This is a genomic window from Bacillus sp. FSL L8-0654 (assembly GCF_038629965.1).
Classification (GTDB): Bacteria; Bacillota; Bacilli; order Bacillales; family Bacillaceae; genus Bacillus; species Bacillus safensis.
In genome coordinates this window covers 867860-893071 of sequence record NZ_CP152026.1, presented here as the reverse complement: position 1 = coordinate 893071, position 25212 = coordinate 867860, and the positions used below count along the sequence as shown (strand labels likewise).

Sequence of the window (25212 nt, the reverse complement as noted above, 5' to 3'; positions counted from 1 at the left end):
ATTATCCTTTTTCCCCTTTTCTTTTGCAACAAATTTTAGTAATTTTAAAAAGGTGATTCTATTTTGCTAAGAGACCTCTTTATTAATTTAACAATTCTTGTCACTTTCCATTATTTATTTATGCTTGTGTTTAAAGAGAATTTTCTGAAGAAAGAAGATACCTTGCTCAGACAAATATGCAAAGGCATGCTTTCTGGGTTACTCGGTGTCCTTTTAATGTTCTTCTCTATTAAAACAGGACCAGCGATCATCGATTTAAGACATATTCCCCTTATTTTAACAGCCTTTTATGGAGGCATCGCCCAAACAATGATTGCAGCTTTTATTGTGATCATTGGCCGATTATTAATTGAAGCCAACATCGCTTCTTCCATCAATATTTTTTCCATGATGTTTATCGCAGCCTCTTCTTTTTTGATTGCAGAGCGTCATATGAATCATGTTGTGAAAATGCTGTTATCCATTACGATTGGTAATGTGGTTGCCACAAGCCTGTTCATCTTGATCGTGCATGAGACATCATTTCAGCTGCATTCTACATATTGGATTTTCTCATATATTGCTGGATTGTTTAACTTTTATGTCATTGAACATCAAACAAAAGCATATCAGCTGTTAAATTTATATAAATTCCAAGCTCATTATGACTTTTTAACAGGTGTTTTAAATAAACGGAAGTTCGATGAGGTATTAAGAGAAGCTTTTACTAAGAAGTTGAAGCAGCCTATCCATCAAATGTCCCTTATTTACCTAGACATCGATTACTTCAAAACCATCAATGATCAATATGGGCATCATGAGGGAGATATTGTTTTAAAAGAAATCAGTACAAGGCTGATTAAAAACACAAGAAGCTCTGATTATATTGGTCGGATTGGCGGTGAAGAATTCGCTGTCCTTCTACCAAATTGTACAATTGAAAAAACATGGCAGATTGCAGAACGCTTACGAAAAAAAATAGCCGATCAGCCGATTTATTTAAAAAATGGTATGTCCATTCACACTACGGTATCAATTGGATGTGCTTATTCTCATGGAACGAGTGCAGACATCAAGCAATTACCAATTATAGCTGACCAGGAGCTCTATAAAGCGAAGGAGTCTGGCCGAAATCAAGTGAGCTTTTCAGAGAGAAAAAAAGACCATTTGACATAGGCATTTTCCTCAATTTGTTAGCACTAATTATTTTTAAAAAAGTTTTCGTATAACAGTTGTTTTTTCCCGCAAACACTGGTAAAGTAAAGGTAATTATTTTTGTTCGTATCATCTTTAAGAAGAAAGTTTTGAAAGAGTTTTCGTCTTTGAAGTTTGTGTAAGAGCAAGAATAGTGAATTTAAGCGTTAAGATCGCTTTAGGAGGAAATTTCATGTTAGAAGGTAAAGTAAAATGGTTCAACTCTGAAAAAGGTTTCGGATTCATCGAAGTAGAAGGTCAAGACGATGTATTCGTTCACTTCTCTGCTATCCAAGGCGAAGGCTTCAAAACTTTAGAAGAAGGTCAATCAGTTTCTTTCGAAATCGTTGAAGGTAACCGTGGACCACAAGCTGCTAACGTTAACAAAGCGTAATTTAAGAGCATCTGCTCTTTTAGCACTTTATAGAGTGAAGGAAAACCGCCCGGCTTCTGCCGGCGGTTTTTTTGTGCCATAAAAAAAGAGAACCTGTTGAGAGGTTCTCTTTTTTATTTGTCCTTCTGCTTTAGCTTCTGCAAAGCAGAACGATACATATCATCATTCATTTTTGTCTCTGGTTCTTCTTCTTTGACAGGTGGTTCTGGCTGTTTAAACTTTTGAAGCGCCTGTCTATAGAAATCGTCGCCAGACGCAGCATCATCCGTTCGAGAAGGCTCTGACGCTTTTTTTTCAACTTCAGGCTCTACAGGTCTCGCCACAGCTTCTGGCTCGCTATGCGGCACGTCAGGCTGATTGGAGACATCTTCTTTGATCTCTTCCTTATCGGCTGATGCGTGTCTGACATTGAACGCTACTAATCCAATAATGACTAGAACAGCAGCTACTAACGCTACAATAATCGTCGCCAAAAGAACCCTCTCCTTATCGCTTAAATGATGCAGTGACTGATGCTACACGTCTTCCTAGTGCTTTTCCAAGTTCAATGCCTTCAGTCGAAATCAATTCATCTGAATCGATCGGACATGTCACACCAGCTCCATAGTAAGAGCCGTATAAAGCATTCTCTGGAACATTTCCAGGAAGGCCGACAACAAGCATTCCTTGGTGGAACATTGGTGTAATCAAATTATGCATTGTCATTTCTAAACCGCCGTGTGTTGTAGCAGTTGTACAGAAAACAGCACCGACTTTATCGATTAGTTTTCCTTCTGCCCATAAGTAGCCGAGACGGTCAATCCATGTCTTTAACCCAGAACTAATGGTACCAAAGTGACCAGGGCAGCCCCAAATGATCGCATCCATTTGATCGAGCTTGCGAATGTCTGCATCTTTCACGTGATCAATGAATACTTCAGCTTGCTCTGTTTCACCTGCGCCTGCTGCAATCGCTTCTGCAAGTGCTTTTGTATGGTCACCTTCACTATCGTATACAACATAAATTTTCATGTACGGTCCCTCCACACTTATCTTGCATCCTGGTTAGCTTCCTTAGGTGCCGGAAGCAGTGATATTTCTTGTTTCTTATGCTGCTGTTCTTTTCGCTTTTTATCCTTACGAACATCTCGCAGGAACAAGCTGAGAATGACACCAGCGGCACAGAATAATGTCACCCACATGTAAGCATCATTGATGCCCATCACGTTTGAATCAACCTGTGCTTTTGTAAAGAGCTGGGTAGATACATATTTTTGAGCAGCTTCTGCTGTCATGCCCATATGATGCATCACATTCGATACAGCCGCCTGGAATGAATTCATAAAGAACGGGTCCGCAGTATTTGTTTGATCCGCCATATTGGAATAATGGAATGTCGTCCGATTCGTATAAATCGTTGTGATCAAACTCGTACCGATGGAACCACTAATTTGTCTTAATGTATTAGACATCGCTGTACCATGGCTGTTTAAGTGCTGAGGTAATTGGTTCATCCCTGCTGTCATAACCGGCATCATCAAGAGCGACATACCAAATGCGCGTACTGCATACATGAGCACAATGTGACTATAGGAAGTATCAATGGTCAGCCTCGTAAACTCATACGTCGTGACAACGGTAATGAGCATCCCCACAATGGCAAGCGGACGAGGTCCAAATTTATCAAACAAGATCCCTGAAATCGGGGACATAATGAGCATCGCAAGTGCCCCTGGAAGCATTAATAGCCCAGATTGCAATGCCGTAAACCCAACGAGGTTTTGCAGATAAATCGGAAGTAAGAACATCCCCGTATATAAAGCAACCGTAATAATGATGTTAATGACACTTGATAATGAGAAAATGCTGTATTTAAATACGCGGAAATCAAGCATCGGATTATCAACTTTCAACTGTTGGAAAATAAAGAGAATGATCGCAATCGCACCAATAATAATCGTAGATAAGACGATCGGATCTGTCCAACCATCACTTCCTGCTTCACTCACTCCGTATAAAAGGGAAGCAAAACCGACGATTGAAAGAATCGCACCAAGACTGTCCAGCTTGATTTTTTTAGGCTCTACAATATTTTTAAACATAAAGAAAGCCGCGATAATGACAATCGCACCGATTGGCACAAGTCCATAAAACATAATACGCCAAGAATAATGTTCAATAATGTAACCAGATAATGTTGGTCCTACTGCAGGAGCAAACATCATCGCAAGACCAAAAATCCCCATTCCTTTCCCTCTGTTTTCCGGAGGGAAAATAAAAAGGATTGTTGTCATAACGAGCGGCTGTAAGATACCGCCGCCGACAGCCTGAATCAAACGGCCAATAAGCATCGTTGAAAAGTTTGGCGCAATGCCGCAAATAAATGTACCTAGTGTAAACGAGATCATAGCCACTAGGAATAAGCTGCGCTGTCCAAAACGTGTGATTAAAAACGCAGACAACGGAATCAGCACACCGTTGACAAGCATGTAGCCTGTTGTCAGCCACTGAATCGTCGTTGCACTCACATTAAATTCTGTCATTAAATGGGGCATAGCTACGTTCAAAAGCGTTTGGTTTAAAATCGCTACGAACAAACCGGCCATTAAAATGATCAGTAAAGACAAGGAGCCTGTTCCCTGTTTTGTCGCTGCAGGTTGATTTGCCATCTCAGACAACCTCCTTTCATATTTTGATATCAATCATCATTAAGATGAAATTTTGACAGAAGCATTCATACCTGGAAGCACTTTGTCTGATGGATTTTTAATTGAAATTTTCACTGCTACTTTTTGCGTTACTTTTGTATAGTTGCCACTTGAATTAGTTGCTGGCAGCATATTGAATGTTGAGTTTGTCGCATAACCAATTTGTTCAACAGTTCCTTCAAATGTTGTATCAGGATCTCCATCTACAACGATGTCGACTTTGTCGCCTTTTTCAATGTTTTTAATATCTGTTTCCTTAATATTTGCTGTGATGTAAAGCTTGCTTAAATCAATTGTTTCACCGAGAACTGTACCAGGCTGCACTTGTTGATTGTTTTGTACTTCTTTTTTGACTAATGTGCCATCAGCCACTGCTTTAATGTTTGTTTTTGTTTGTCCTTCAACTTTTGCAACTGTGCTGTCTTTTTCCACTTCGTCACCTTCGTTGATATCCCAGCCTTTGATTTGTCCAGCTGCTGGTGCTGTAATTTGATACATGTCACCTGTCACTTTTGCCTCATCTGTTTTGACAAAGTTTGTGCTTTCATAGTAGTAATAAGCACCTCCGGCAATAATGGCAAGAATCACAATAAGGCCAATAATGTTCGTTAGCAATAAACGCCCTCTGTTCATGTTTTGTTTCTCCTTTCATGTATAAAAATATAGTGTCATCTGCTTTAGCAAACTTAGAATGCCCATCATCTGACAGAATATGAAACAAGCTCAACACTCTGTCCTTTTCCCTTCTTCTACTCCCGCCCCTATCATGGTGTGCAGCCCATTTATACTTATTGTTCACTTATGAGCAAAGAGCAGAAAAAGAAGAAAAGACGATCGGCATCTTTTTTGAAAAACTTATATTTAACAAGATTAAATATTAATAAATGAAAATTGAAATGTCAAAGAGAAAGTTTTACTTTTTTTTTGGCGATCCTTTCCTTCTCCACACAAAAAACCTTTCAGCCCTTATGCTGAAAGGTTTTTTCAAATGTGCTCGTTATGAATGAACTTCTTCCTGCTGAAAAAATTTTTTTAGTGCGAGAAAAACGTCTGATTTTTGCTTCAAAATATAATGCTTAAATTTCTCATCCTGAATGTGTTTATATGCTGACATTAACGTAGAATGCCGGTTGTATTGATTGACTTCACCATAGCAGAATAAATTGGCTTTTTTCATGATCTCAGAAACAAGTTTCACACACCGGGCGTTGTCTGAGGTCAAATTGTCACCATCAGAAAAATGAAAAGGATAAATATTATATCGCGACGGTGGGTATCGTTCGTCTATGAGCTCTAGTGCCTTTCGATAGACAGACGAGCAAATGGTCCCCCCGCTCTCACCCCGTGAGAAGAAATGTTCTTCGTCTACCACCTTCGCCTCTGTATGGTGGGCAATAAATTCAATATCGACCGTCTCATACTTTGTCCGTAAGAAACGTGTCATCCAAAAGAAAAAACTTCTCGCCATATATTTTTCCCAAAGCCCCATACTTCCGCTCGTATCCATCATCGCCAAAACGACAGCTTTCGACTCTGGTTTGGTCACTTCATTCCACGTTTTATACTTGATATCCTCTGGGTAAATCGGATAAAAGGAAGGACTGCCTGTCATCGCATTTCGTTTAAATGCCGACAGCATCGTTCGTTTTTTGTGGATATTTCCTGTTAACCCGGTTTTGCGAATATCGTTAAACTCAATTTGTTCAACAATGATGTCGTCAAGCTCCTTTTGCTTGAGGTTTGGCAGCTCCAGTTCACGAAACAGTGCTTCCTCGAGATCCATTAATGAGACTTCTGCTTCGTAATAATCCTCACCAGCTTGATCTCCAGCACCCTGCCCCTTTCCTTGACCCTGCTTGCTGTCTGAGCCGTCACGCGCAACAACATCGCCAACCTCGCTGTCTCCATCGCCTTGACCCACATGTTTATTTTTGTCGTAGTTATACCGAATTTTATATTCATCTAATGAACGGATCGGAATTTTCACAACATCTTTTCCGTTCGACATGATGATGCTTTCTTCTGTAACAAGATCCGGCAAATTATTTTTAATCGCCTCTTTGACTTTTTTCTGATGACGCTGCTGGTCGTCATAGCCTTTTCGATGGAGGGACCAGTCTTCCTGAGACACAATAAACTGACTTTTTTCTTGCCGGGACATCCATCCCCCTCCTCACCTATTTGCACAATTCTTCTAGCCATCGATTCCTTTATCCTATGCTGCTCGTCATCCAAGTTGACGATCATTTCTAAAAAAGACATTACCGGTGCTGATGCGCCAATAATGCCTCCTTCATTTATTAACGATTCAGAAGACTGCCTACATATTTTAAAAGTTCATTTGCACTTGTTGAATTATAGCCATGCTCATCAATTAATCTAGCCACTACTTCATTGACCTTCTTCAGCTGCTGTTCATCCGGTGTCTTCGTCGATGTCGTGATTTTCACCACATCTTTTAGATCAGCAAACAGCTTCTTCTGAATGGCCTCCCGCAATCTCTCATGTGAATTATAATCAAAGCGTTTTCCCTTTCTCGCATAAGCCGAGATACGAATCAGAATTTCTTCTCTAAATGCCTTTTTGGCGTTTTCAGAAATGCCGATCTGCTCCTCAATTGAACGCATGAGCTTTTCATCAGGATTCATTTCTTCACCCGTTAACGGATCACGCAGCTTGTTTTTATTGCAGTATGCCTCGACATTATCTAAGTAATTATCCATCAGCGTTTTCGCAGACTCCTCATAGGAATACACAAAGGCCTTTTGCACTTCCTTCTTCGCAATATCATCATACTCTTTTCGCGCGACTGAAATGAAATTCAAATAACGCTCCCGATCCTCGCTGGAGATAGACGGATGCTGATCGAGCCCTTCTTTTAAGGAGCGAAGGACATCCAGTGCATTGATCGATTCCATATTCTTTCGAATGATGGTAGATGAAATTCGGTTAATCACATACCGCGGATCAATTCCGCTCATCCCTTCGTCATGAAATTCCTTTTTCATCTCATCAATGTCGACTGATTGGAAGCCTTCGACACTTTCTCCGTCATACAGACGCATTTTTTTCACCAAATCAATATCAGAACGCTTCGGCTCTTTCAGTCTCGTCAAAATGGAGAACATTGCTGCTACCTTCAGCGTATGCGGGGCAATATGCACATCTGAGACATCACTTTCTGAAATCATTTTATGATAAATGCGTTCTTCTTCTGTGACCTTTAAGTTATAAGGAATTGGCATCACAATAATTCTTGAATGGAGCGCCTCGTTCTTTTTATTTGAAATAAACGACCGGTACTCGGTTTCATTCGTATGGGCGACGATCAATTCATCTGCACTAATTAAGGCGAATCTTCCTGCCTTAAAATTTCCTTCCTGCGTTAATGACAGAAGGTGCCAGAGAAATTTCTCATCACACTTTAACATCTCCTGAAACTCCATCATCCCTCGGTTTGCTTTATTGAGTTCTCCATCAAAGCGGTAGGCGCGGGGATCTGACTCTGATCCAAATTCAGCAATGGTTGAAAAATCGATGCTTCCTGTTAAATCGGCAATGTCCTGAGATTTCGGATCAGACGGACTAAACGTACCAATGCCGGTCCGTTTATCTTCAGAGAAAAAGATCCGCTCGACCCTTACATCCTCAATTCTGCCGCCATATTCCTCTTCTAGTCTCATCATGTTCAGAGGCGACAAATTCCCCTGCACACGAATCCCATATTCTCTATAGAAATCCTCCCGCAGATTTTGCGGAATGAGATGAAGCGGATCTTCATGCATAGGGCAGCCTTTGATCGCATAAACTGCGCCATGATCTGTGAGTGAATATTCTTCAAGTCCTCTTTTCAATCTAGTGACAAGCGTCGATTTCCCCCCGCTTACTGGTCCCATCAGTAATAAAATACGCTTCCTGACATCCAGCCGCTTTGCAGCAGGGTGAAAATATTCCTCCACTAATCTTTCGAGTGATTCCTCTAACCCAAACAGCTCCTGATCAAAAAATTTGTAGGTTCTGACCCCATTCTCCTCTTCAATCCCGCTGTCTTTAATCATATGATAAACGCGAGAATGAGCAGATTGAGCGACAAGTGGATTTTCCTTAATAATGTCTAAATAATCGCTGAATGTGCCTTCCCATTTGAGACGCTGCTCTTCTTCTCTGTGCTGTTCGATTTTCTTTAAAATATCCATATGAACCTCCTCTTTCAAGATTGAAGCTAGAAATCAGATACTGTTTTACAATCTATGCGGAGGCGTCCTATTACATGCTTTCGTTCTTCAAAATGACGAATTGGCAAACTGAATTGACAACCATCCGCAAGACCCTTCATAATAAAGGAAAAATAGGAGAAAAATGATTTTCTTCTCCTGCTTTTCAAGGTGAACTTCACATCATATGAAACAGGCAGCGAACGGAACAAAGGGATAAGGGGGAGCTTATATGAGAACGGTCATTATGATGGGCGTCATCATTACGTTTTTAGTATCCATTTTCACTGCTGGCTACGAAGGCAAGCCTGGTAAATGAAAAAAAGGATGTTCCATTTGCGGAACATCCTTTTTCATTTAGTTCGTTGTTTTCAGCACTTGCATATTCACTGTATTCCCTGACACCTGCACCTTCGTAAAGTCTTGCGTATCGACCACAGGTGTAACGGCACGATTATCCAATGTGATGTCAGTAAAACGAGTAGAGAAATTCGCCCGAATGTCTTTTCGATAAATATCGTCAGTTACTGCTACCGTCGACAGTAGTTTCCACTTGGTCACAGAGCCAATGTTTGAGTTTTGAATTTCTGTAATAATGCGGCCGGTATAACCAACATTATTTGTGCCCCAGAACGTCGCTCTTGTATGCCCATTCAAATTTTTATAAATCGTCATTTGAACAGTACTTCCAGGTTTAAATCCCTTTGTATACGTGAAGTCATCTTTTCCTTCGATATATGTCTCTTGATTATTTGCTCCTACTTTCATCGTAGGTTTCCACACATTATAGGTTGAACTGTATTGAAGACCAATATCCGCTTCCTTTGAACCTGTGAATCCAGAATAAATATAAGCTGTACCATTTGACACACTCATTGTGGAAGGGAGTTGAATTTTTGTGACCAATATGGATCCGTTACTATTGATATAAGTACGCCCGCCAATCCCTTTTGATAACTGCGCTGCTTCTATCTCCTGCGTCTGAGAGATTCCTGGAATACTGACTGGAAGCGTCCCCATTAAAATTGCTGAGCTAATGGCACTAGTGATCAGTAGCTTTTTCATCTCATTATTCCTCCTAATGGATTCATCATTTTTTGAAAACGTGATCACAATCTATCATACTACCTATTTTTTAACATGTCAAAAAAAGTATAATTAAGTCATATTTTTCATCTTTCTGTTTCTTAACTCACATAAAAAAGCCGAGATCAGTGGGACTGACCCCCGTTTTTGAGACAGGGATCAAAACACCTTTATACAGCCAATTGCCGATAGTTGATCGGTGATTGGTTGTTTAGTTTTGTTTGAATACGAATGTTGTTATAATAATAAATGTATTCTTTGACAGTGCGTTCTACAATGTTGGTTGTAGTTCGATCAATGCTGTTAAGATAGAACGTTTCAGACTTTAGCGAGGAATGAAACGATTCGATGGAGGCATTATCAGCGGGCGTCCCTTTACGGGACATGCTCATGGTAATGCCTTTTATATGAACAGCTTTCTGATACTCGTAAGATGTATACACAGAACCTTGGTCGCTATGTAACACACAGTTTTCAGGCAGTGCTGGGAGCTGATCAAGTGTGTTTAAAATAAAGTCTGTGTCCTGCTTATCACCAATCGTAAACGCAATTACTTCTCCATTATATAAATCCAATATACTGGAAAGGTACAATTGTTTCTGTCCATAAGGCAAATACGTGATGTCCGTTACTAGTTTTTCAAGAGGGCGATCAGATTGAAAGTTCCGATCCAGTATATTACCGGCCACGGCATAGGGCTGCCCATTCTTCTTACGCTTTTTCATTTTAACCCGGCACTGCCACTGGTTTTTCTGCATGATACGTTGAACAGTTTTATGGTTAATATGCATCCTCATTTTTAGTATGGCTGTGATTTTTCGATATCCATATCGATACTTGTGCTCTCGGCACAACGTGCCGATTTGTTCCTCTAGTTGTTTTTTAGAATGATTCTGAGTCAGATCTTTTTTCCATCTATAGTACGAAGCGCGTGAGACGCCTAAATGGACACAGATGTCCTGTACTGTCATTGTTTTGCACAATTCTTCTACCAGTTTGATTGACGTTTCCTTATCAACTTCCTTTCCAATTCGTTGTACTTTTTTAAAACTTCATTCTGTTGACTCAGATAGCGATTTTCTGCCTGCAGTCTCTCTAATTCGGAAGAGTACTCGGGACCCTTTCTATGGGTATATTGTTTTCCAACAGGCTGTTCGAACCGGTGTGTATCCCCAGCCTTATGCCACCTCACCCATGTCTGAACCTGCGTTTTATTTTTGATATTCAATTCCCGCAAAATCTCTTTCATTGATACGCCTGCCAATCTCATTTCTACAGCCTTCTGTTTGACTTCAACCGGATAACTCACTCTTGTCCCCATAGAAAAAACACCTCCATGTTTTATTTCGGATTACAACGATCCGTTTTCAAACTTGAAGGTGTTTTTTATTTGTCTCATCTTATGGGGTCAGTCCCCAGTATCTCGGCTTTTTTATGTGAGATCGCGATATTGCTGCTGGCGAAGTGCCTCATATACAAGAATGGCTGCCGTATTCGACAGATTCAAAGAACGAACATGCTCTGTCATCGGTAAACGAAGACAACGGTCCATATTTTGTTCAATCAAATCTTTTGGCAATCCACTTGTCTCTCTTCCAAACACAAAGAAATAGTCTTCATCCAGCTGAGAGTAATCAAATGTTGTATGCGGCTTTTGGCCAAATTTTGTGATATAGAAAAATTGCCCCTTCGGATGTGCCTCAAATAATTCATCAAGTGAATCATGATAGACCACATTGGCATATTTCCAATAATCGAGTCCTGCACGCTTCAGCATTTTGTCATCTGTCGAAAAACCAAGCGGACGAATCAGATGAAGGGTTGTATTTGTTGCTGCACATGTACGCGCAATATTTCCAGTATTAGCTGGAATCTCTGGTTGATATAAAACGACATGTAGTCCCAAAAAAGTTCACCTCTAATTTTCATTTCCGCTCAACATTATACCACTAACTATCCTTCGCGGCATCGTCCAAAATGTGAAAAAACATATATCGAATAGCAGGTGTATAGGCTGTCGAATCCTCGTATGACCAATAACGCATGCGGGAGTCATACGTCTGTGCATTCACAAGAGGCATTCCGCCTTTGTCATGATCAACGACAATGGTTGTATGATTATACCTTCCATCACCTTCAAAATCGTAGCAAATGACATCACCAATTTGAAGCTCGTGGGCTTCTTTGAGTTTCTTTGCTCTCAAACCCGCTTTCGAATTCGCTAAATAATTTTTCATCGAATGAGCCACCGTCCAGCTATAGCTCCACGTATGCGGACGCACCCACCAGCCAGACCCGCGGTTTGGATACCCTCTCGTTGGCGCGTTCCCTGCTTTCAAACATTGTGAAATAAAATTTGTACAGTTATCTTCAAAGTTTTTATAGGCTGGATTCCGTTTATTCCAATATGTCTCCGCATACTTCACGGCTGCCCGCCGGTCATAATGAAAGGCTCTCCCGAATTGTTCTTCGATCTGAAAGCGCTCATCCATATGCTCTTCGCTTTGCCGCTCTTCTAACATCATCCGATCTTTAACAAGCATGTTGTTATAAAGAAACGCTTCTCTTTTTTCCACCTGTTCCTCTAAATAAAAAGAATCGTCTACATCCTTGCATACATATGTGAGATGAGCAAGGTACTGCACATGCTGAGCCCCATCATCTTGAATGGCTGAATCGAGAAGTTTTGTTTTTGCTTTCGCCTTCACAATCTCAACCTGTCTTCTAGCAAAAAGCTCTTTTTTCCGCTCTACTGCTTCCACATCAGACATAAGCTGCGGCTGTTTGATTGCACGGTCATTGATTAAATACGCCAGCCTGTCTTCTAAAGTTTTCTCTAATAATTGTTTCACACAGACACCACCAAACATTTTTTAAAATCTTTGTTTGGTTCATTCTATGTTCACAGGGATGTTATTTAGTATTTAAAGGTGTCTGTAAAAGCTCAATCCCTTTCACAATCTCCTCTTTCGCTTCTTCATCACTTTCCCGCTCAAGGGCCTTTTCCAACTCTGGGAGCTGCTGATCATCGCCAATTTTGCCAATTGCCCAAGCAGCCGTTCCCCGAATGACCGGTCTTGGATCCTTGTGCATCAACTCAATTAACACTGGTAAGGCAGATGTATCTTTAAAATGAGCGAGTGCCAAAATTGCATTCCGCTGAATGGGCTTTTTCCCCCGCCATGAACCTGAAACATGACCGTATTTTTCCTTAAACTCACGATTGCTGATCGTCAGAAGCGGCTTTAACAGCGGCTTCGCAATTTCAGGGTCTGGCTCCATTTCAGGATGCAGATGAAAGTCTTTTCCTTTATTGATCGGGCAGACAGTTTGACATGTATCACACCCGTACAATCGATTCCCTATTTTCGAACGAAATTCGTCAGGTAAAAACCCTTTTGTCTGCGTTAAAAATGAAATGCACCGCTGAGAATTCAGCTGCCCTGGATTCACAAGCGCACCCGTTGGACACGAATCCACACATTTATTACAAGTTCCGCACTGGTCTTCAATTTTCTCATCCGGTTCAAACGGAACATTTGTGATCATTTCAGCCAAATACACATAAGATCCAAACTCTGGCGTGATAATCATACAGTTCTTTGCACTAAAACCAATGCCAGCACGTTCTGCTACAGCACGATCAGATAATTCTCCTGTATCCACCATTGATTTTGTCCGTATATCGACATGTTTGCTTCGCAGAAATTCTTCGAGCATATCAAGCTTTTTTTTCAGCACAACATGATAATCTGTTCCCCATGAAGCCCGGCAAAAAATCCCCCGTCTCGCATCCTTTGTACTTCGAGGAGCATCTTTCATTTTGGAAGGATACGCGAGCGCTATCGCAACAATTGATTTGGCCTTCGGAAGCAGCAAAGAAGGGTTTGTCCTTTTTTCAATATCAGGCTCTTCAAAACCTGACAAATACCCTAACGATTCATGTAAGATGAGGCGGTCCTTTAATGAATCAAATGTATCGGCACTTGCAAATCGAATTTTATCGACACCAATTTCTTTCGCATATTGAATCAATTCTTCTTTTAATTCTCCAACATGAATCACCTTGCAAATCTCCTTTCTTTGTTTCTTCTGTTGTTTTCAGTATAATACGAGTGTATCATGACCGATTGGAGTGAGTCACTGTGAAGATACATATGGAAATTTCTCATCCTCAAAAACCGTCTATCCATGTTGGGCAGATTGAATATTCACATATTGAAGTGGGTACATCACCTCAAATGTTAAAAGGCCGCTTACGCTTGTTTCAAGAATCTTTATTTTTTGAATACGAAGATAAAGTCTTAGAAGAAGTACCAGCCATCAAAGAATGGACGGATCTTTTAAAAGACGTTCCTTTCCTTCCACTTCTTTCTAACATCCAAAAGGAACAATTTATTGACTCGACCAATTCCGTACAGGATTTGTCGATATTTTTCTCACTAAAATATTTCTTACCTATCCTGACATTAGATGCCGATCGCATCAAAGGACCGCTTTCACTGGCAAAACATGAGGCTGGTGACATCGAATGGCAGGACAGCGCAGGATTGAATGGATTATTTTCTCAAACAAGTAAAGCACAAATTTCTCAAGACACAAAGAACATTCTTCAAATCATCCTTTTCCCGCCATCTATTTCCCGGGAAAAGAGTGAAGCTCTTATTCAATCCTTGACGAAGATGTTTGTACAAATACATGGCGGAGAAAGCAAATATGAACTCATTGAAAAAGCACTGTAGCCTGACAGTGCTTTTTCACATTATACTGACATAATAAAAAACGCAACACTTCGTTTATCTAAGAAACGAAATACTGCGTTATAAACAAAATTATGTATTGGAGCGGGTGATGAGAATCGAACTCACGACATCAGCTTGGAAGGCTGAGGTTTTACCACTAAACTACACCCGCATCAATCTTTTAAAAGCAACGTCATCGCGTTGACTTTTATTATGTTACAACTTTCTTAACAATTCGTCAAGAGAATATGAAAATTTTTCGTCAAAAAACTTCATATTCTCCGTATATATTACGATAGTTATTTATCTAGCTGGATATAAAATAAGTATGCATGTGACTTATTCTTCAGTGCTTGCTTTGGATTCTCCTCAATCTCTTCAAATATTATTGAACCCCCGTCTTTCCCCATCGCCGCTGTATACGCAATCAGTGCCTTTCCTCCGGAAGCAACTTTGACAGTTTCAGATTGTGCAGAAAATACATAGTCACTTACTTTGAACGGGAAGCTTGATGTCGCTTTCGTCATCCCATCATTCTTTTTATTTGACCAAATACTAAATTGTGATTCATATGTATCTTTCTCATGATGTAATTGAAGAAGTACATTCACCGTTTGGTCGGTTCCATCCTGGTGTAAAGAAAAGGTAGCAGATGATGCTTCCTTATTCACTAATCGTCCATTTTTGTAATGACTCCCGATAAACGTAATACTCTTATTCTTCTTCGTTAATCCTTTCAGTGTCAGAGCCACCTTTTCATTAGCCGTTGCTGCTTCTAGTAAGTTTTTTTCTTTTTTTGAGAGTTTCATTTGTTCGATGGTTACTTGGTTTTTAGTGGCAGGCTCTGTTTTTATGGTCGAAACCGTCTTCTCGGTTGTCGTGGTTTCTTCGGCCTTCTCGCCGCATCCTGCTAATAGAAAAACTGTGAATAAAAGAATGCTCCATTTTTTAAACATTGTGATCCCCTTTGGTGTTTTTTATTTCCTATTATACTAAAAAAAGGTTAGGAGAATTCTCCTAACCTTTTGCTTTTTTCTGTTTCATGGCTGATAGGAATGCCACAATGAGAAAACTCACAGCAAAAATCACCATCATATAAATAAAAAAGTTTGGCTTGATCTGAAAAGTAAATGCGGACGAGCCTTCCATTTCAAAAGCGAGACTGTTAAATAATAAAGCATCATTCGTTTTTGATTGAAATAAATGATAGAACAGTACGCCGATTGTCAGCATCGGAAAGCCTAAGAATCCGAGAAAACTACCAACTATCGCGCCTTGTTTCATCGCCTGTACGTTCATGATCGTTGTCCTCCCATTCCCCCAAGCAATAGCTGCTTCATAATGGACTTACCATCCCCCATAAACGGAAGAAGATAGAGTAATTGAATAAAATACGTGATTGAAAAAATGAAAAAAGCTGTCGAAACCGGGTTTTCTTTTAGAAATAAAATGGTCACAATGATGCCTGCTGCGCCAATCACACCGGGAACAAGCGGACCAAGCAGCGTAATCCATACCTGCTTTTTCTGAAATGGATCTAATACGGGCCTTACAAACTTCACTGACATCATGTCACTCGCAAAAAAGCCTTGAGGCCCATCCCGCCCTGCAAATTTTCGATGCGCATAGCCATGTGCCGCCTCATGTAAGGCGGTTCCGGTAATTAACCCGAAATAAATAATCGTAAAATAAATCGCAATGGCTGCAATCGACGGATCAGGAATGAATAAAAAAGCGATCCCTGCCATGACCATGAAAAGCATCCAGAAAAAGATGATTTTACGTGTCACCATGAGCAAAGCCGTCCCAAAAATGTGAAGGAACGAGTGACCAGTACAATCAAATCGTTCCTTCATTTTGACTTGATACTGCTTGAAAAATTGACAGCAGGCTGTCACAATCCGATATGGTGAATGATAATGAATAGACAGCAAGTGATGCTGATTCAATCCCATCATCAGCTGATAAAAGTCACGAGCAATCACCGACTCATCGACCTGAAACATATCGGCGAGCTCTGCGGTAATACTCGCTTCAGTTCTTTTACCGTCCACTTTCGTTAACATATGATAGGCACTTTCATTGATCGGGAGTGTGCTTCCATACTGCGTATCCGTGAGATGCCTCTTTTGTAAGGTCACATACGGCGCTAGTGCCGGTACCCGCTCAATCTTTAGCTTATTGTTAAGAAGTTGAATCATGTGAATACCTCCATGAAAAACCTTTGTATATGGCAAAGATGAGCAGACCCTCAAATGCAGCCATAAGCAGCCACTGAAGCGCTTGACTAGACGCCCCTATGACATAGTTCCCAATAAAAACAATCGGAATCATGAGTAAAATAAGCGCTCCAAATGAAAAAATGCCTGTGTAGGGATTGTTTCGATCTAGAGGAAGTAAGATACCTACCACATAAAAGAGCGCAGTGGCATTGCATAAGACGGCAGCACCAATCAATGCGTGCCAAATCTGATCAGGAAGCGTCAGCGTTGTCAGCATGAATAAAACAATTTGCAGTACACCTACGAGCAGAAGGCCGATAAATTTATATAAAGCCACTTCCCAAGATCTCAGACCAAATGTTTTATACATGCCCAGCATTCGTTTATCATTGCCAAACGAATTGAAGGCTGTTAAACCAGCAAGAGCGCATAGAACAAAAAATGCTTCATCTTCAAAGCGGAATCCAAACTGATAACGGACGAATAAGATCACAATGAGGAGAATAAGAAAGTTTAAAATGTTTTCTTCATTTCGCACCTGTGACTTCATTTCCTTCACAATAAGCGACCACTTCTTTGAAGAAGAGAACGGCAGCTTGTGTAAAAAGGTTAGCGCTTTTTTCTCTGCCATAATCGGCATCATCGCAAGAGAAAGAAATGCCCCGCCTGCCGATAAGAGGATGAACAGAATCAAAATGGCATAATTTACCCCTTCAGGAGGCATTCCTTGTGCCGCTAGGAAAAACGGAGCTGTCAAATACATCAAATGATAATCAAACTGAATATATGATTGCTGAATTTGACTAATATCAAAATGCGTCAATCCATACGCCACGACCAGTGCCAATAAAACAAATATCGCTGCAAATTTTTGCAACGGTAATTTTAATTTCAAAACGAGTAAATAAGTGATATTGTAAATAAACTGGAGCAGCATTAAGACAAAAAGCGACTGCAAAAGCACCATCAAAAAGAAAGTGAAGATAAAAAAAATACCAATTCCCTGGGCAATAAAATTAGGTAAAAGCAGAATGCCGATAAAAAATAAAACAAGCCCTGCCACCACTGTCACCATCGGAATGAAGTATCCAAAACTTTTCTGAAAGGTAGAGAGCGGGAACCAGCTGAGCTGCATAGAAAACCGGTCTTGTTCAGGTGTTCTGACCTTGATCAAAACGAATAACAAGCTTGTAAAAATAGAGGCATTGATCGCCATTGACACGACGAGTAATCCAAGTGAACGTTCATCTCCATTTAAGAAAGCCTTCATAAAGACACCTGTAAAGCTGTATCCGATAATGGCTCCCATTGTAACGGCAAACAAAAAGAATAAGACCACAATGATTCGCTTCGTTTGAGTATCAAAGAGCTTATACATCTCCTGCTGCCACATTTTAAGCATCATTTTAGAAATGATTAATGATTTCATCAAAATGTGCACCCCTATCACTTAACATTGAAGCTTTCAGAAACACCTGTTCCAGTGTGCTTGATTGATACTTCTCCTTTAAGGCTGAGACCGTCCCTTCATCCATTTTATTTCCTTTAGAAATAATGGCGATTTTGTGGCACAGCTCTTCCGCTGAAAGCATATCATGCGTTGAAAGCAAGATCGCACCATGGTGCTCGGCATACCGCTTCATCAGTTTCTTTGTGTTTATAACCGCTTCAATATCAAGTCCTCTAAAGGGCTCATCCATGATCACCAATTGACTATCAAGCATAAATGCAGCAATTAGCTGTGTCTTTTTTTTCATCCCATGTGAATAGGTTTCGATCGGTCTTGATAAAGCCGAGTCCATATCAAACAGTTCAATTAGTTGATTTCTTCTGTGAATTGTTTTACATTCATACATAGAAGAAACAAAATCTAAATATTCAGCACCAGTCAATGCTTCAGGGAGCAGCAGGTCATCTGGAACATAGGCTACTTGTTTTTTAAAGGATGGTTCATCATTTGGGACGTCCTGCAAGTGAATCCTTCCTTCTGTATGCTTAATAATGCCGAGTATACAGTTAATCATCGTTGTTTTACCCGAACCATTCGGTCCAGCAACAGCAACGATTTGATGAGGGTCGATCTTTAAATGAAAATCATTGACAGCAGTCACGTTATTTTTATACGTCTTGGTTAAATTCTCGATCGTAAACATATAACCTCCAAGTGTCTGCATATTCTTTAAAACAGATCAGGCTAAACCGCCCGCCACAGACGGTTTAGCCCTGGTGTCTTATCTAAGAAGCAAAAAGATGAATCCTAAGTATAGCTACTTACATTCAATTTTGACTTTTAAGCCACTTTCCCACTGAACGGCTCCTGTAAAGCTACCCTTGCCGTTTGCGATACACCAAACTGCTGCTCCTAGAACGACTGTTGCTCCCAATCCAAGAAGGACAGCAACAAATACTAAGAACCAAGCTTGGTCCATAATAGCAGGTTCCATAGTGGAATAGTCAACTTGCGGCGCTGCATAAGTCATACTTTTCACCTCCCAGCTTATGATGATCGTATCATAGGCGTCACACGCCAAACATCTACAGAACATCCCATTTTTGACCGAACATACATTTGATTAAAATGTGACTTTTTATTCAATTATTCACTTTCATCTGTTTAAACCCTCTCTTATTTACTAGATTTTGACACCCCATAAGAACCACAAAACCCATTTAATGTCATTTGCGCCATCTTTTTTCTTCTTTTTTTCAAATAGTCCATATTTATCATCTATCATATTTATTCTTTCCTTTTTGTGAGATAGAAAGAATTCCCCCGATATATCAGATATAAAAGTCCTGATTATATGTCGCAATAATGCCAATTATGAAATATTTACTGATCATTCCGATAAAAGAGTGAGCACATTTTCCTTCTTCTCTTGACTCTAAAAATATGTATATACAAGAAAATCGATTGGGAAAAAAGCCCTTACCTTGTTCAGCACTACACAACAAATGACTCGCCTATTCTATGAAAAAAAGCAAAGCAGCCATGGCAGACTGCTTTGCTTTTTCAAATTTATGAGGAACTAGCAGCAGAGGCTGCATCTGGAAAATGATTGTTCCCAATGATTTCACCGGCTGGCACAGAGAGTCCTGTATCCCCAGATCTCTTAAATGGAAGGAGCGGGAAAACAAGCTCTGCTAAATAATAAGCTTCTTCTAGGTGCGGGTATCCAGAAAATATAAATGTATCAATGCCTAGAGACTGGTATTCTATGATACGATCTGCTACTGTTTGCGGATCTCCGACGAGTGCTGTTCCTGCACCGCCGCGTACTAAACCAATGCCTGCCCAAAGATTTGGGCTAATTTCAAGTTTGTCTTTCCTCCCTTGGTGCAATTCCACCATTCGTCTTTGACCCACTGAGTCCATCCCCTGTAACACTTTTTGCGCCTCATCAATGGTTTTTTGATCTAAATGACGAATCAGATGTTCCGCTGCCTGCCATGCCTCCTCTTCGGTATCTCTCACAATCACATGAAGACGAATGCCAAACTTCACCGTTCTTCCTTCCTTTTCAGCCTGCTTCTTCACTTGTGTAATTTTCTCTTTCACTTGTGCAGGCGGTTCGCCCCAAGTTAAATAAACATCTGTATGCTTGGCGGCTGCTTGAATTCCTGCTGCTGATGATCCGCCAAAAAAGACTGGTGGATGGGGTGTTTGAGCTGGTGAGAATAACAGACGGCCATTTTCTGCTTGTAGATGTTTGCCATGAAATTGTACATTTTCTCCTTTCAATAACCGCTTCCAAATCGTCAAAAACTCTTCTGTTGCCTCATAGCGTTCATCATGAGAAATGAACAGCCCATCTCCTTCAAGCTCCTCTTTACTTCCCCCTGCTACCACATTAATCAGCAGTCTCCCGCCTGAAAGACGATCTAATGTAGACGTCATTCTAGCAGCAACAGACGGCTGCATCAGCCCTGGTCTAAGAGCCACGAGAAACTTTAAATGAGTGGTTTCCGCAGCTAAAGCAGCTGCCGTCAGCCATGGATCTTCACAGGATCTCCCAGTAGGCAGCAAGACCCCTGTATAACCAAGCTGATCAGCTGCTTGAGCAATCTGTTTAAAATATGGATAGTCTGCCTGTCTTGCCCCTTTTGCTGATCCTAAATAACGGCCGTCTCCATGCGTTGGAATAAACCATAAAATATTCATAACATCGCCCCCTTTTATTATTCACCTTGATAACTAGTGCGCCACTTGAGCAGACGCTTTTCTAACAGACGTACAAATGAATCTGTCAGCTTACCTACTACTGCAAAGATGATAATTCCTACAAACACTTTATCCGTTTGAGAGAATTGCCTTGCATCCATAATCATATAGCCGACCCCGCTGCTTGAACCCATCAACTCAGCTACCACTAAACCAAGCCAAGCAATTCCTAATGACAGTCTCACGCCCAGAAGAATATGAGGAAGAGCAGCCGGTAAAATCAGCTTTGTGATGCTTTGATACACATTAAACTCTAAGGCGCGAGCCACATCAAACAGCTTATTATCTACACTGCGAATACCTAGAAACGTATTAATATAAATCGGAAAAAAAGCCCCAAGTGCAATCAATAAAATTTTCGCTGTTTCATCAAAACCAAACCAGAGGATGAATAAAGGAGTGACCGCTAAATGTGGAACGGTTCTCAGCATTTGCAAGGTCGGATCTACATACTGCTCTGTTTTTTTAGAAAACCCTACGCATACGCCCAGCAAAAGACCTAAGCCTCCCCCTAGCAAAAATCCACATATCGCTCGATAAAGGCTGATGTATAGATGGCCAAACAGTTCACCAGAACGAATCAACTCTCGAAAGGATTCTGCAATCAAGACAGGCGAAGGCAAGACAGTGGAAGAAACGATTTGAGAACCAGCTATGATCTGCCAAACCGCAATAAGTAGAACAGGTAATACCAGTCCCTTTAACTTATATAAAGAAGAAGCTTTTCTCCTTTTTTTCTTTGCCCGCTCGATTTTAGATGCTAAAGCCGGATTCGATACAGCTTTCATTCATCCATCTCCTCTTTCAGCATTTTTTCAATAAACGAATTATCTACAACCTGATTAACATCAATTTTCCGCTGGATCGCCTTTGTTTTGTATTGAAAATCAGCGGTATGCTGCTGAGCATTGATGATCTTCTTCGAAATGGGCTTATTGAGTGGTTCCGTATTGTTTAATACTTGTGTGACGACCTTCTTATCTAAATTTTTTAAACGCGCATATAGAGTAACAGCCTCTTCTGGATGTGCTTTTTGCCACTTCACTGCATGGTCATATACCTTTAAGAATTTCACCACTAGTTCAGGATGCTGATCAGCAAACTGAGTTCGAACAAGTGTGAAACCTGGAGAATATAAATCGGTCGCTTCCCCATTCACCAGCAGCTTTGCTCCTTTCTTTATCGTTTCAAGTGATAAGAACGGCTCCCAGATCGACCAAGCATCAACGGACCCATTTTCAAATGCTGATATCGCTTCATCTGGCTGAAGCTGAATGATCTGAACATCCTTCGCAGATAAACCTGCCTGATCTAATACTTTGTATAAAAAGTCAAAGCCGCTGCTCCCTTTAGCGACAGCAATTTTTTTCCCTTTTAAGTCTTCTACTTTTTGAATCTCACTGTTCTTATTCACTAAAATACCGTTCGCTTTCAGCCCATCCTGAGATAAACCAATTTCCTTAAAATCAATACCAGCTGCCTGACCTGCTATAACAGGTGAGTTTCCAACTTGCGTGAAATCTAATTGATTTGCAGCAAGTCCTTCAAATTGGGGAGGTCCACTTTGAAACTCCACCCACTTTACCTTCACTCCTTCTTTTTCAAATGATTGTTCAAACCACCCCTTTTTCTTTGCTAAAAGCAGCGGGCTCAAACTTTGCTGAATCCCAATCCTAATTTCTTTCACCTTGTTTTCCGAGCCGTCTGCTGCTTGATCACACCCTGCTAAAACAAGCAGCAGACTCAAAAAGATAACGATCATTTGTTTCTTTTTCATGCGATTTCCCCTCCCTAAATCCCTAAGCCATCGGTTAGTAACAATTCATCTGTTTTCTCAAATTCTGAAAGCACCTTTTGTCTTAAGCTTTGAAAAGCGGTTGACGTTCTATCACGCGGAAAAGGCAGGTTCACAGGAAGAATCTTATGGATTCGGCCAGGTCTCGCTTGCATTAGCACAATTTCATTTCCTAAATAAATCGATTCATCAATATCATGAGTTACGAGCATCATCGTTGTTTTTTTCTCCTGCCAAATGTCCAGCAGCACATCCTGCAAGTGCTTTCGTGTGAATGCATCCAGCGCACCAAATGGTTCATCAAGCAATAAGATCTCCGGATCACGAAGGAGTGCTCTCGCAATGGCAACCCGTTGTGACATTCCTCCTGAAAGCTCATGTGGATAAGCATGTTCAAATCCTTTTAATCGAACAATTTCAATCAATTCATCCACTTTGCGGCGTACATCCTGTTGTTTTAAATTGAAATTGGCCGCTATGTTTTCTTCAACCGTCAGCCATGGAAACAGGCGGTGTTCCTGAAAGATAAAGCCCTGTTTCATTCCTGGTTCTGTGATCCGTCTGCCTCCTATCAAAATTTGCCCATCATACGCTGTGTCGAGGCCGCTTATGATCTTTAGCAATGTACTTTTCCCACATCCGCTCGGACCTATCACTGTCACAAATTCACCGGGAATAATGCTCAATCTTAAGTCTTCAAGTACCCGAATGGTCTGTTTGTCTTTCCAAAAGGATTTATCCACAATATCAATTGAAATCGTCATTGATACCTCCACTCCTCTTACGATCAGATAAATACACAGAAAGGCCCTTATCCCAAAAAAGAGATAAGAGCCTTCGCGTTGTCCGATCAGCTAATCATATTGATTTGTTAGCACCATCCTAAATCATATTAATCCCATAAATCAACTCAAATTTATAAAATGGTTATTTTGTCCTTGTATGCTTTTCATCAATCCGATCGTAAATCGCTTCTATTCGTTCCTTGTTACTGTAAATCTCATATTTGTTCCGCTCAATCAAGATATCGAGTGTCAGATCCATATGTTTTCTGTATTTTTTTCGTTTTTTCTTTTTTTCCATCTTCTTCATCCTTTCTCATTCAAATAAAAAAAGGCTCTTCACTCATATTTGAGTGATAGAGCCTTCGGTTGACCGATCAGCCATTCTTGTTCGTGTTTTCAGTATGCTCATGTTAATACACACTATTCCTACCTGTCAACTATATTTATTGTTTTTTCAGATTTATCTAAAAAATGATTGACCGAGCAGGGAACAAGATTTATAGTCTTATTAAATATTTCTTATCAAAACAGTTGGTTTTATCTAACAAAAGGAGGATACACACATGTCAGAAGAACGTCCATTTCGTTTAGAAACAAAAGCCATTCACGCAGGTCAGGAGCTTGATTCAGCGACCTATTCAAGAGCCGTGCCTATTTACCAAACGAGCTCATTTGGTTTTAGAGACAGTGAGCATGCAGCGAATTTATTTGGTCTTCAGGAACCGGGAAATATTTATTCACGTATTATGAACCCTACAAATGACGTATTTGAAAAGCGTATCGCTGAGCTTGAAGGTGGAATTGGTGCACTTGCTGTTTCTTCTGGACAAGCAGCGACGACTTATTCTATTTTAAACATCGCAGGAGCCGGAGATGAAATCGTTTCCTCAAGCAGTCTTTATGGCGGCACCTACAATTTATTTGCCCATACACTCAAAAAACTCGGAATTACTGTAAAATTTGTCGATTCATCTAACCTTGAAGAACTCGAAGCAGCGATCACTGACAAAACAAAGGCAGTTTATGCAGAGAGCATTGGGAATCCAAAAGGCGACATTTTACATATTGAAGCCATCTCAGCCATTGCACACAAGCATCATATCCCGCTTATTGTTGACAATACACTCGCCAGCCCTTATTTATTAAGACCTATTGAATTCGGTGCAGACATTGTCGTCCACTCAGCGACGAAATTTATTGGCGGCCATGGTACATCAATTGGCGGCGTCATCGTTGATAGCGGCCGATTCCCTTGGGCTGACAGCGATAAGTTTAAAGGGCTGACTGAACCAGATCCAAGCTATCACGGGCTGACCTATACAGAAACAATTGGAGAAGCGGCTTATATCACAAAAGCACGAGTACAGCTATTACGTGATTTAGGGGCAGCTCTGTCGCCATTCAACTCATTTTTACTTCTGCAGGGCTTAGAAACATTACACCTTCGTCTTGAGCGGCATAGTGAAAATGCATTGAAAACAGCACAATTCTTACAGGATCACCCTCTTGTCGATTGGGTAAGCTATCCAGGTCTTGAAAGTCACGAATCATATGAGCTTGCTCAAACCTATTTACCAAAAGGACAAGGCGCGATCCTCACATTCGGTATTAAAGGTGGACGCGAAGCAGGTAAAAAGCTCATTGATTCTGTCCAGCTTTTCTCCCATCTCGCAAACGTGGGTGATTCTAAATCCCTCATCATTCACCCTGCCAGCACAACGCATCAGCAATTAAGCGAGGCAGAACAAAAAGCGACAGGTGTCACACCAGAGCTCATTCGTTTATCTGTTGGAACAGAAGCGATTGAAGATATTCTTGCAGATCTTGAACAGGCGATGACAAAAAGTCAGTCTGAATGACATAGAAAAAAGCACACGGCTGTGTGCTTTTTT

26 protein-coding genes and 1 tRNA gene are annotated in these 25212 nt (G+C 40.6%); 4 read left to right on the top strand and 23 right to left on the bottom strand.

The annotated features are described in order from the left end of the window. Nucleotides 1-63 precede the first annotated feature (63 nt). Both MHH65_RS04485 and cspB read left to right on the top strand, forming a co-directional pair. On the top strand, nucleotides 64-1155 hold the full coding sequence (locus MHH65_RS04485; protein ID WP_098676760.1) for a diguanylate cyclase: 1092 nt from the start codon (nucleotides 64-66) through the stop codon (nucleotides 1153-1155). 211 nt (nucleotides 1156-1366) lie between these two features. Next, nucleotides 1367-1567, top strand: coding sequence for a cold shock-like protein CspB (gene cspB, locus MHH65_RS04480; RefSeq protein WP_008349061.1), 201 nt, complete (start codon nucleotides 1367-1369; stop codon nucleotides 1565-1567). 113 nt (nucleotides 1568-1680) lie between these two features. Here the strand turns inward: cspB and MHH65_RS04475 are convergent, their stop codons facing one another. The 11 genes from MHH65_RS04475 to queG all read right to left on the bottom strand — a co-directional run bounded on the left by MHH65_RS04475 (nucleotide 1681) and on the right by queG (nucleotide 13616). Next, entirely contained in the window at nucleotides 1681-2040 is a 360-nt protein-coding gene (locus MHH65_RS04475; protein WP_034282297.1) for a hypothetical protein, read from the bottom strand. Nucleotides 2041-2053: 13 nt separating this feature from the next. Further along, nucleotides 2054-2578: a flavodoxin family protein gene (locus tag MHH65_RS04470; RefSeq protein WP_024425322.1), complete on the bottom strand. Its 525-nt coding sequence runs from the start codon at nucleotides 2576-2578 to the stop codon at nucleotides 2054-2056. Nucleotides 2579-2595: 17 nt separating this feature from the next. Beyond that, entirely contained in the window at nucleotides 2596-4215 is a 1620-nt protein-coding gene (locus MHH65_RS04465; RefSeq protein ID WP_041116922.1) for a DHA2 family efflux MFS transporter permease subunit, read from the bottom strand. Between the two features lie 39 nt (nucleotides 4216-4254). Next, entirely contained in the window at nucleotides 4255-4887 is a 633-nt protein-coding gene (locus MHH65_RS04460; RefSeq protein ID WP_024425324.1) for an HlyD family efflux transporter periplasmic adaptor subunit, read from the bottom strand. Nucleotides 4888-5251: 364 nt separating this feature from the next. After that, complete coding sequence (gene yhbH / locus MHH65_RS04455; protein WP_034282299.1) at nucleotides 5252-6415, bottom strand: sporulation protein YhbH; 1164 nt, start codon at nucleotides 6413-6415, stop codon at nucleotides 5252-5254. A gap of 139 nt (nucleotides 6416-6554) precedes the next feature. Then, the gene (locus tag MHH65_RS04450) at nucleotides 6555-8450 is read right to left on the bottom strand and encodes a PrkA family serine protein kinase (RefSeq protein ID WP_024425326.1); all 1896 of its coding nucleotides are present in this window, start codon (nucleotides 8448-8450) and stop codon (nucleotides 6555-6557) included. 375 nt (nucleotides 8451-8825) lie between these two features. Beyond that, nucleotides 8826-9533 carry a YrpD family protein gene (locus tag MHH65_RS04445; RefSeq protein ID WP_024426620.1) on the bottom strand — a complete coding sequence of 236 codons (708 nt, stop codon included), beginning with the start codon at nucleotides 9531-9533 and terminating at the stop codon, nucleotides 8826-8828. A gap of 191 nt (nucleotides 9534-9724) precedes the next feature. Continuing rightward, nucleotides 9725-10875 (bottom strand): IS3 family transposase gene (locus MHH65_RS04440; protein ID WP_098677243.1). Its coding sequence is split into 2 segments (ribosomal slippage): nucleotides 9725-10602 and nucleotides 10602-10875, totalling 1152 coding nucleotides; the frame shifts between segments, so codons are not numbered across the junction. 111 nt (nucleotides 10876-10986) lie between these two features. Then, nucleotides 10987-11460: a tRNA (uridine(34)/cytosine(34)/5-carboxymethylaminomethyluridine(34)-2'-O)-methyltransferase TrmL gene (trmL, locus tag MHH65_RS04435; RefSeq protein ID WP_024425327.1), complete on the bottom strand. Its 474-nt coding sequence runs from the start codon at nucleotides 11458-11460 to the stop codon at nucleotides 10987-10989. A 43-nt stretch (nucleotides 11461-11503) separates the two neighbouring features. Further along, complete coding sequence (locus MHH65_RS04430; RefSeq protein WP_024427418.1) at nucleotides 11504-12406, bottom strand: amidase domain-containing protein; 903 nt, start codon at nucleotides 12404-12406, stop codon at nucleotides 11504-11506. A 61-nt stretch (nucleotides 12407-12467) separates the two neighbouring features. Next, complete coding sequence (gene queG / locus MHH65_RS04425) at nucleotides 12468-13616, bottom strand: tRNA epoxyqueuosine(34) reductase QueG (protein WP_024427417.1); 1149 nt, start codon at nucleotides 13614-13616, stop codon at nucleotides 12468-12470. An 83-nt stretch (nucleotides 13617-13699) separates the two neighbouring features. Between queG and MHH65_RS04420 the strand changes: the two genes are divergently transcribed. Beyond that, entirely contained in the window at nucleotides 13700-14296 is a 597-nt protein-coding gene (locus tag MHH65_RS04420) for a hypothetical protein (protein WP_024427416.1), read from the top strand. Nucleotides 14297-14394: 98 nt separating this feature from the next. Here the strand turns inward: MHH65_RS04420 and MHH65_RS04415 are convergent. The 12 genes from MHH65_RS04415 to MHH65_RS04360 all read right to left on the bottom strand — a co-directional run bounded on the left by MHH65_RS04415 (nucleotide 14395) and on the right by MHH65_RS04360 (nucleotide 23618). Next, nucleotides 14395-14468: transfer RNA gene (locus tag MHH65_RS04415), tRNA-Gly, on the bottom strand. A gap of 127 nt (nucleotides 14469-14595) precedes the next feature. Then, nucleotides 14596-15252 carry a hypothetical protein gene (locus MHH65_RS04410; protein WP_024427415.1) on the bottom strand — a complete coding sequence of 219 codons (657 nt, stop codon included), beginning with the start codon at nucleotides 15250-15252 and terminating at the stop codon, nucleotides 14596-14598. Between the two features lie 61 nt (nucleotides 15253-15313). Next, nucleotides 15314-15595: a hypothetical protein gene (locus MHH65_RS04405; protein WP_024425332.1), complete on the bottom strand. Its 282-nt coding sequence runs from the start codon at nucleotides 15593-15595 to the stop codon at nucleotides 15314-15316. After that, entirely contained in the window at nucleotides 15592-16497 is a 906-nt protein-coding gene (locus MHH65_RS04400; protein ID WP_024427414.1) for a PqqD family protein, read from the bottom strand. Before MHH65_RS04400 ends, MHH65_RS04405 begins: the two co-directional genes overlap by 4 nt. Further along, nucleotides 16481-17947: a hypothetical protein gene (locus tag MHH65_RS04395; RefSeq protein WP_034282304.1), complete on the bottom strand. Its 1467-nt coding sequence runs from the start codon at nucleotides 17945-17947 to the stop codon at nucleotides 16481-16483. The genes MHH65_RS04400 and MHH65_RS04395 overlap by 17 nt, the downstream gene beginning before the upstream one ends. Beyond that, nucleotides 17925-18671: an ABC transporter ATP-binding protein gene (locus MHH65_RS04390; protein WP_025093295.1), complete on the bottom strand. Its 747-nt coding sequence runs from the start codon at nucleotides 18669-18671 to the stop codon at nucleotides 17925-17927. Before MHH65_RS04390 ends, MHH65_RS04395 begins: the two co-directional genes overlap by 23 nt. Nucleotides 18672-18785: 114 nt before the next feature. Next, the gene (locus tag MHH65_RS04385) at nucleotides 18786-18998 is read right to left on the bottom strand and encodes a hypothetical protein (protein WP_024425336.1); all 213 of its coding nucleotides are present in this window, start codon (nucleotides 18996-18998) and stop codon (nucleotides 18786-18788) included. Nucleotides 18999-19537: 539 nt separating this feature from the next. Further along, nucleotides 19538-20680: an FMNH2-dependent alkanesulfonate monooxygenase gene (gene ssuD, locus MHH65_RS04380; RefSeq protein ID WP_041116909.1), complete on the bottom strand. Its 1143-nt coding sequence runs from the start codon at nucleotides 20678-20680 to the stop codon at nucleotides 19538-19540. A 17-nt stretch (nucleotides 20681-20697) separates the two neighbouring features. Continuing rightward, nucleotides 20698-21528 carry an ABC transporter permease gene (locus MHH65_RS04375; RefSeq protein ID WP_098677264.1) on the bottom strand — a complete coding sequence of 277 codons (831 nt, stop codon included), beginning with the start codon at nucleotides 21526-21528 and terminating at the stop codon, nucleotides 20698-20700. Beyond that, entirely contained in the window at nucleotides 21525-22517 is a 993-nt protein-coding gene (locus MHH65_RS04370; RefSeq protein ID WP_098677263.1) for an aliphatic sulfonate ABC transporter substrate-binding protein, read from the bottom strand. The genes MHH65_RS04375 and MHH65_RS04370 overlap by 4 nt, the downstream gene beginning before the upstream one ends. A gap of 14 nt (nucleotides 22518-22531) precedes the next feature. Then, a complete protein-coding gene (locus tag MHH65_RS04365; protein WP_024427408.1) occupies nucleotides 22532-23299 on the bottom strand; it encodes an ABC transporter ATP-binding protein in 768 nt (255 codons plus the stop codon). A 163-nt stretch (nucleotides 23300-23462) separates the two neighbouring features. Further along, nucleotides 23463-23618, bottom strand: coding sequence for an FbpB family small basic protein (locus MHH65_RS04360; RefSeq protein ID WP_029707817.1), 156 nt, complete (start codon nucleotides 23616-23618; stop codon nucleotides 23463-23465). A 265-nt stretch (nucleotides 23619-23883) separates the two neighbouring features. Here MHH65_RS04360 and MHH65_RS04355 point away from each other — a divergent pair, with 265 nt between their 5' ends. After that, entirely contained in the window at nucleotides 23884-25179 is a 1296-nt protein-coding gene (locus MHH65_RS04355) for a homocysteine synthase (RefSeq protein ID WP_024427406.1), read from the top strand. The last annotated feature ends 33 nt before the right edge of the window (nucleotides 25180-25212 follow it).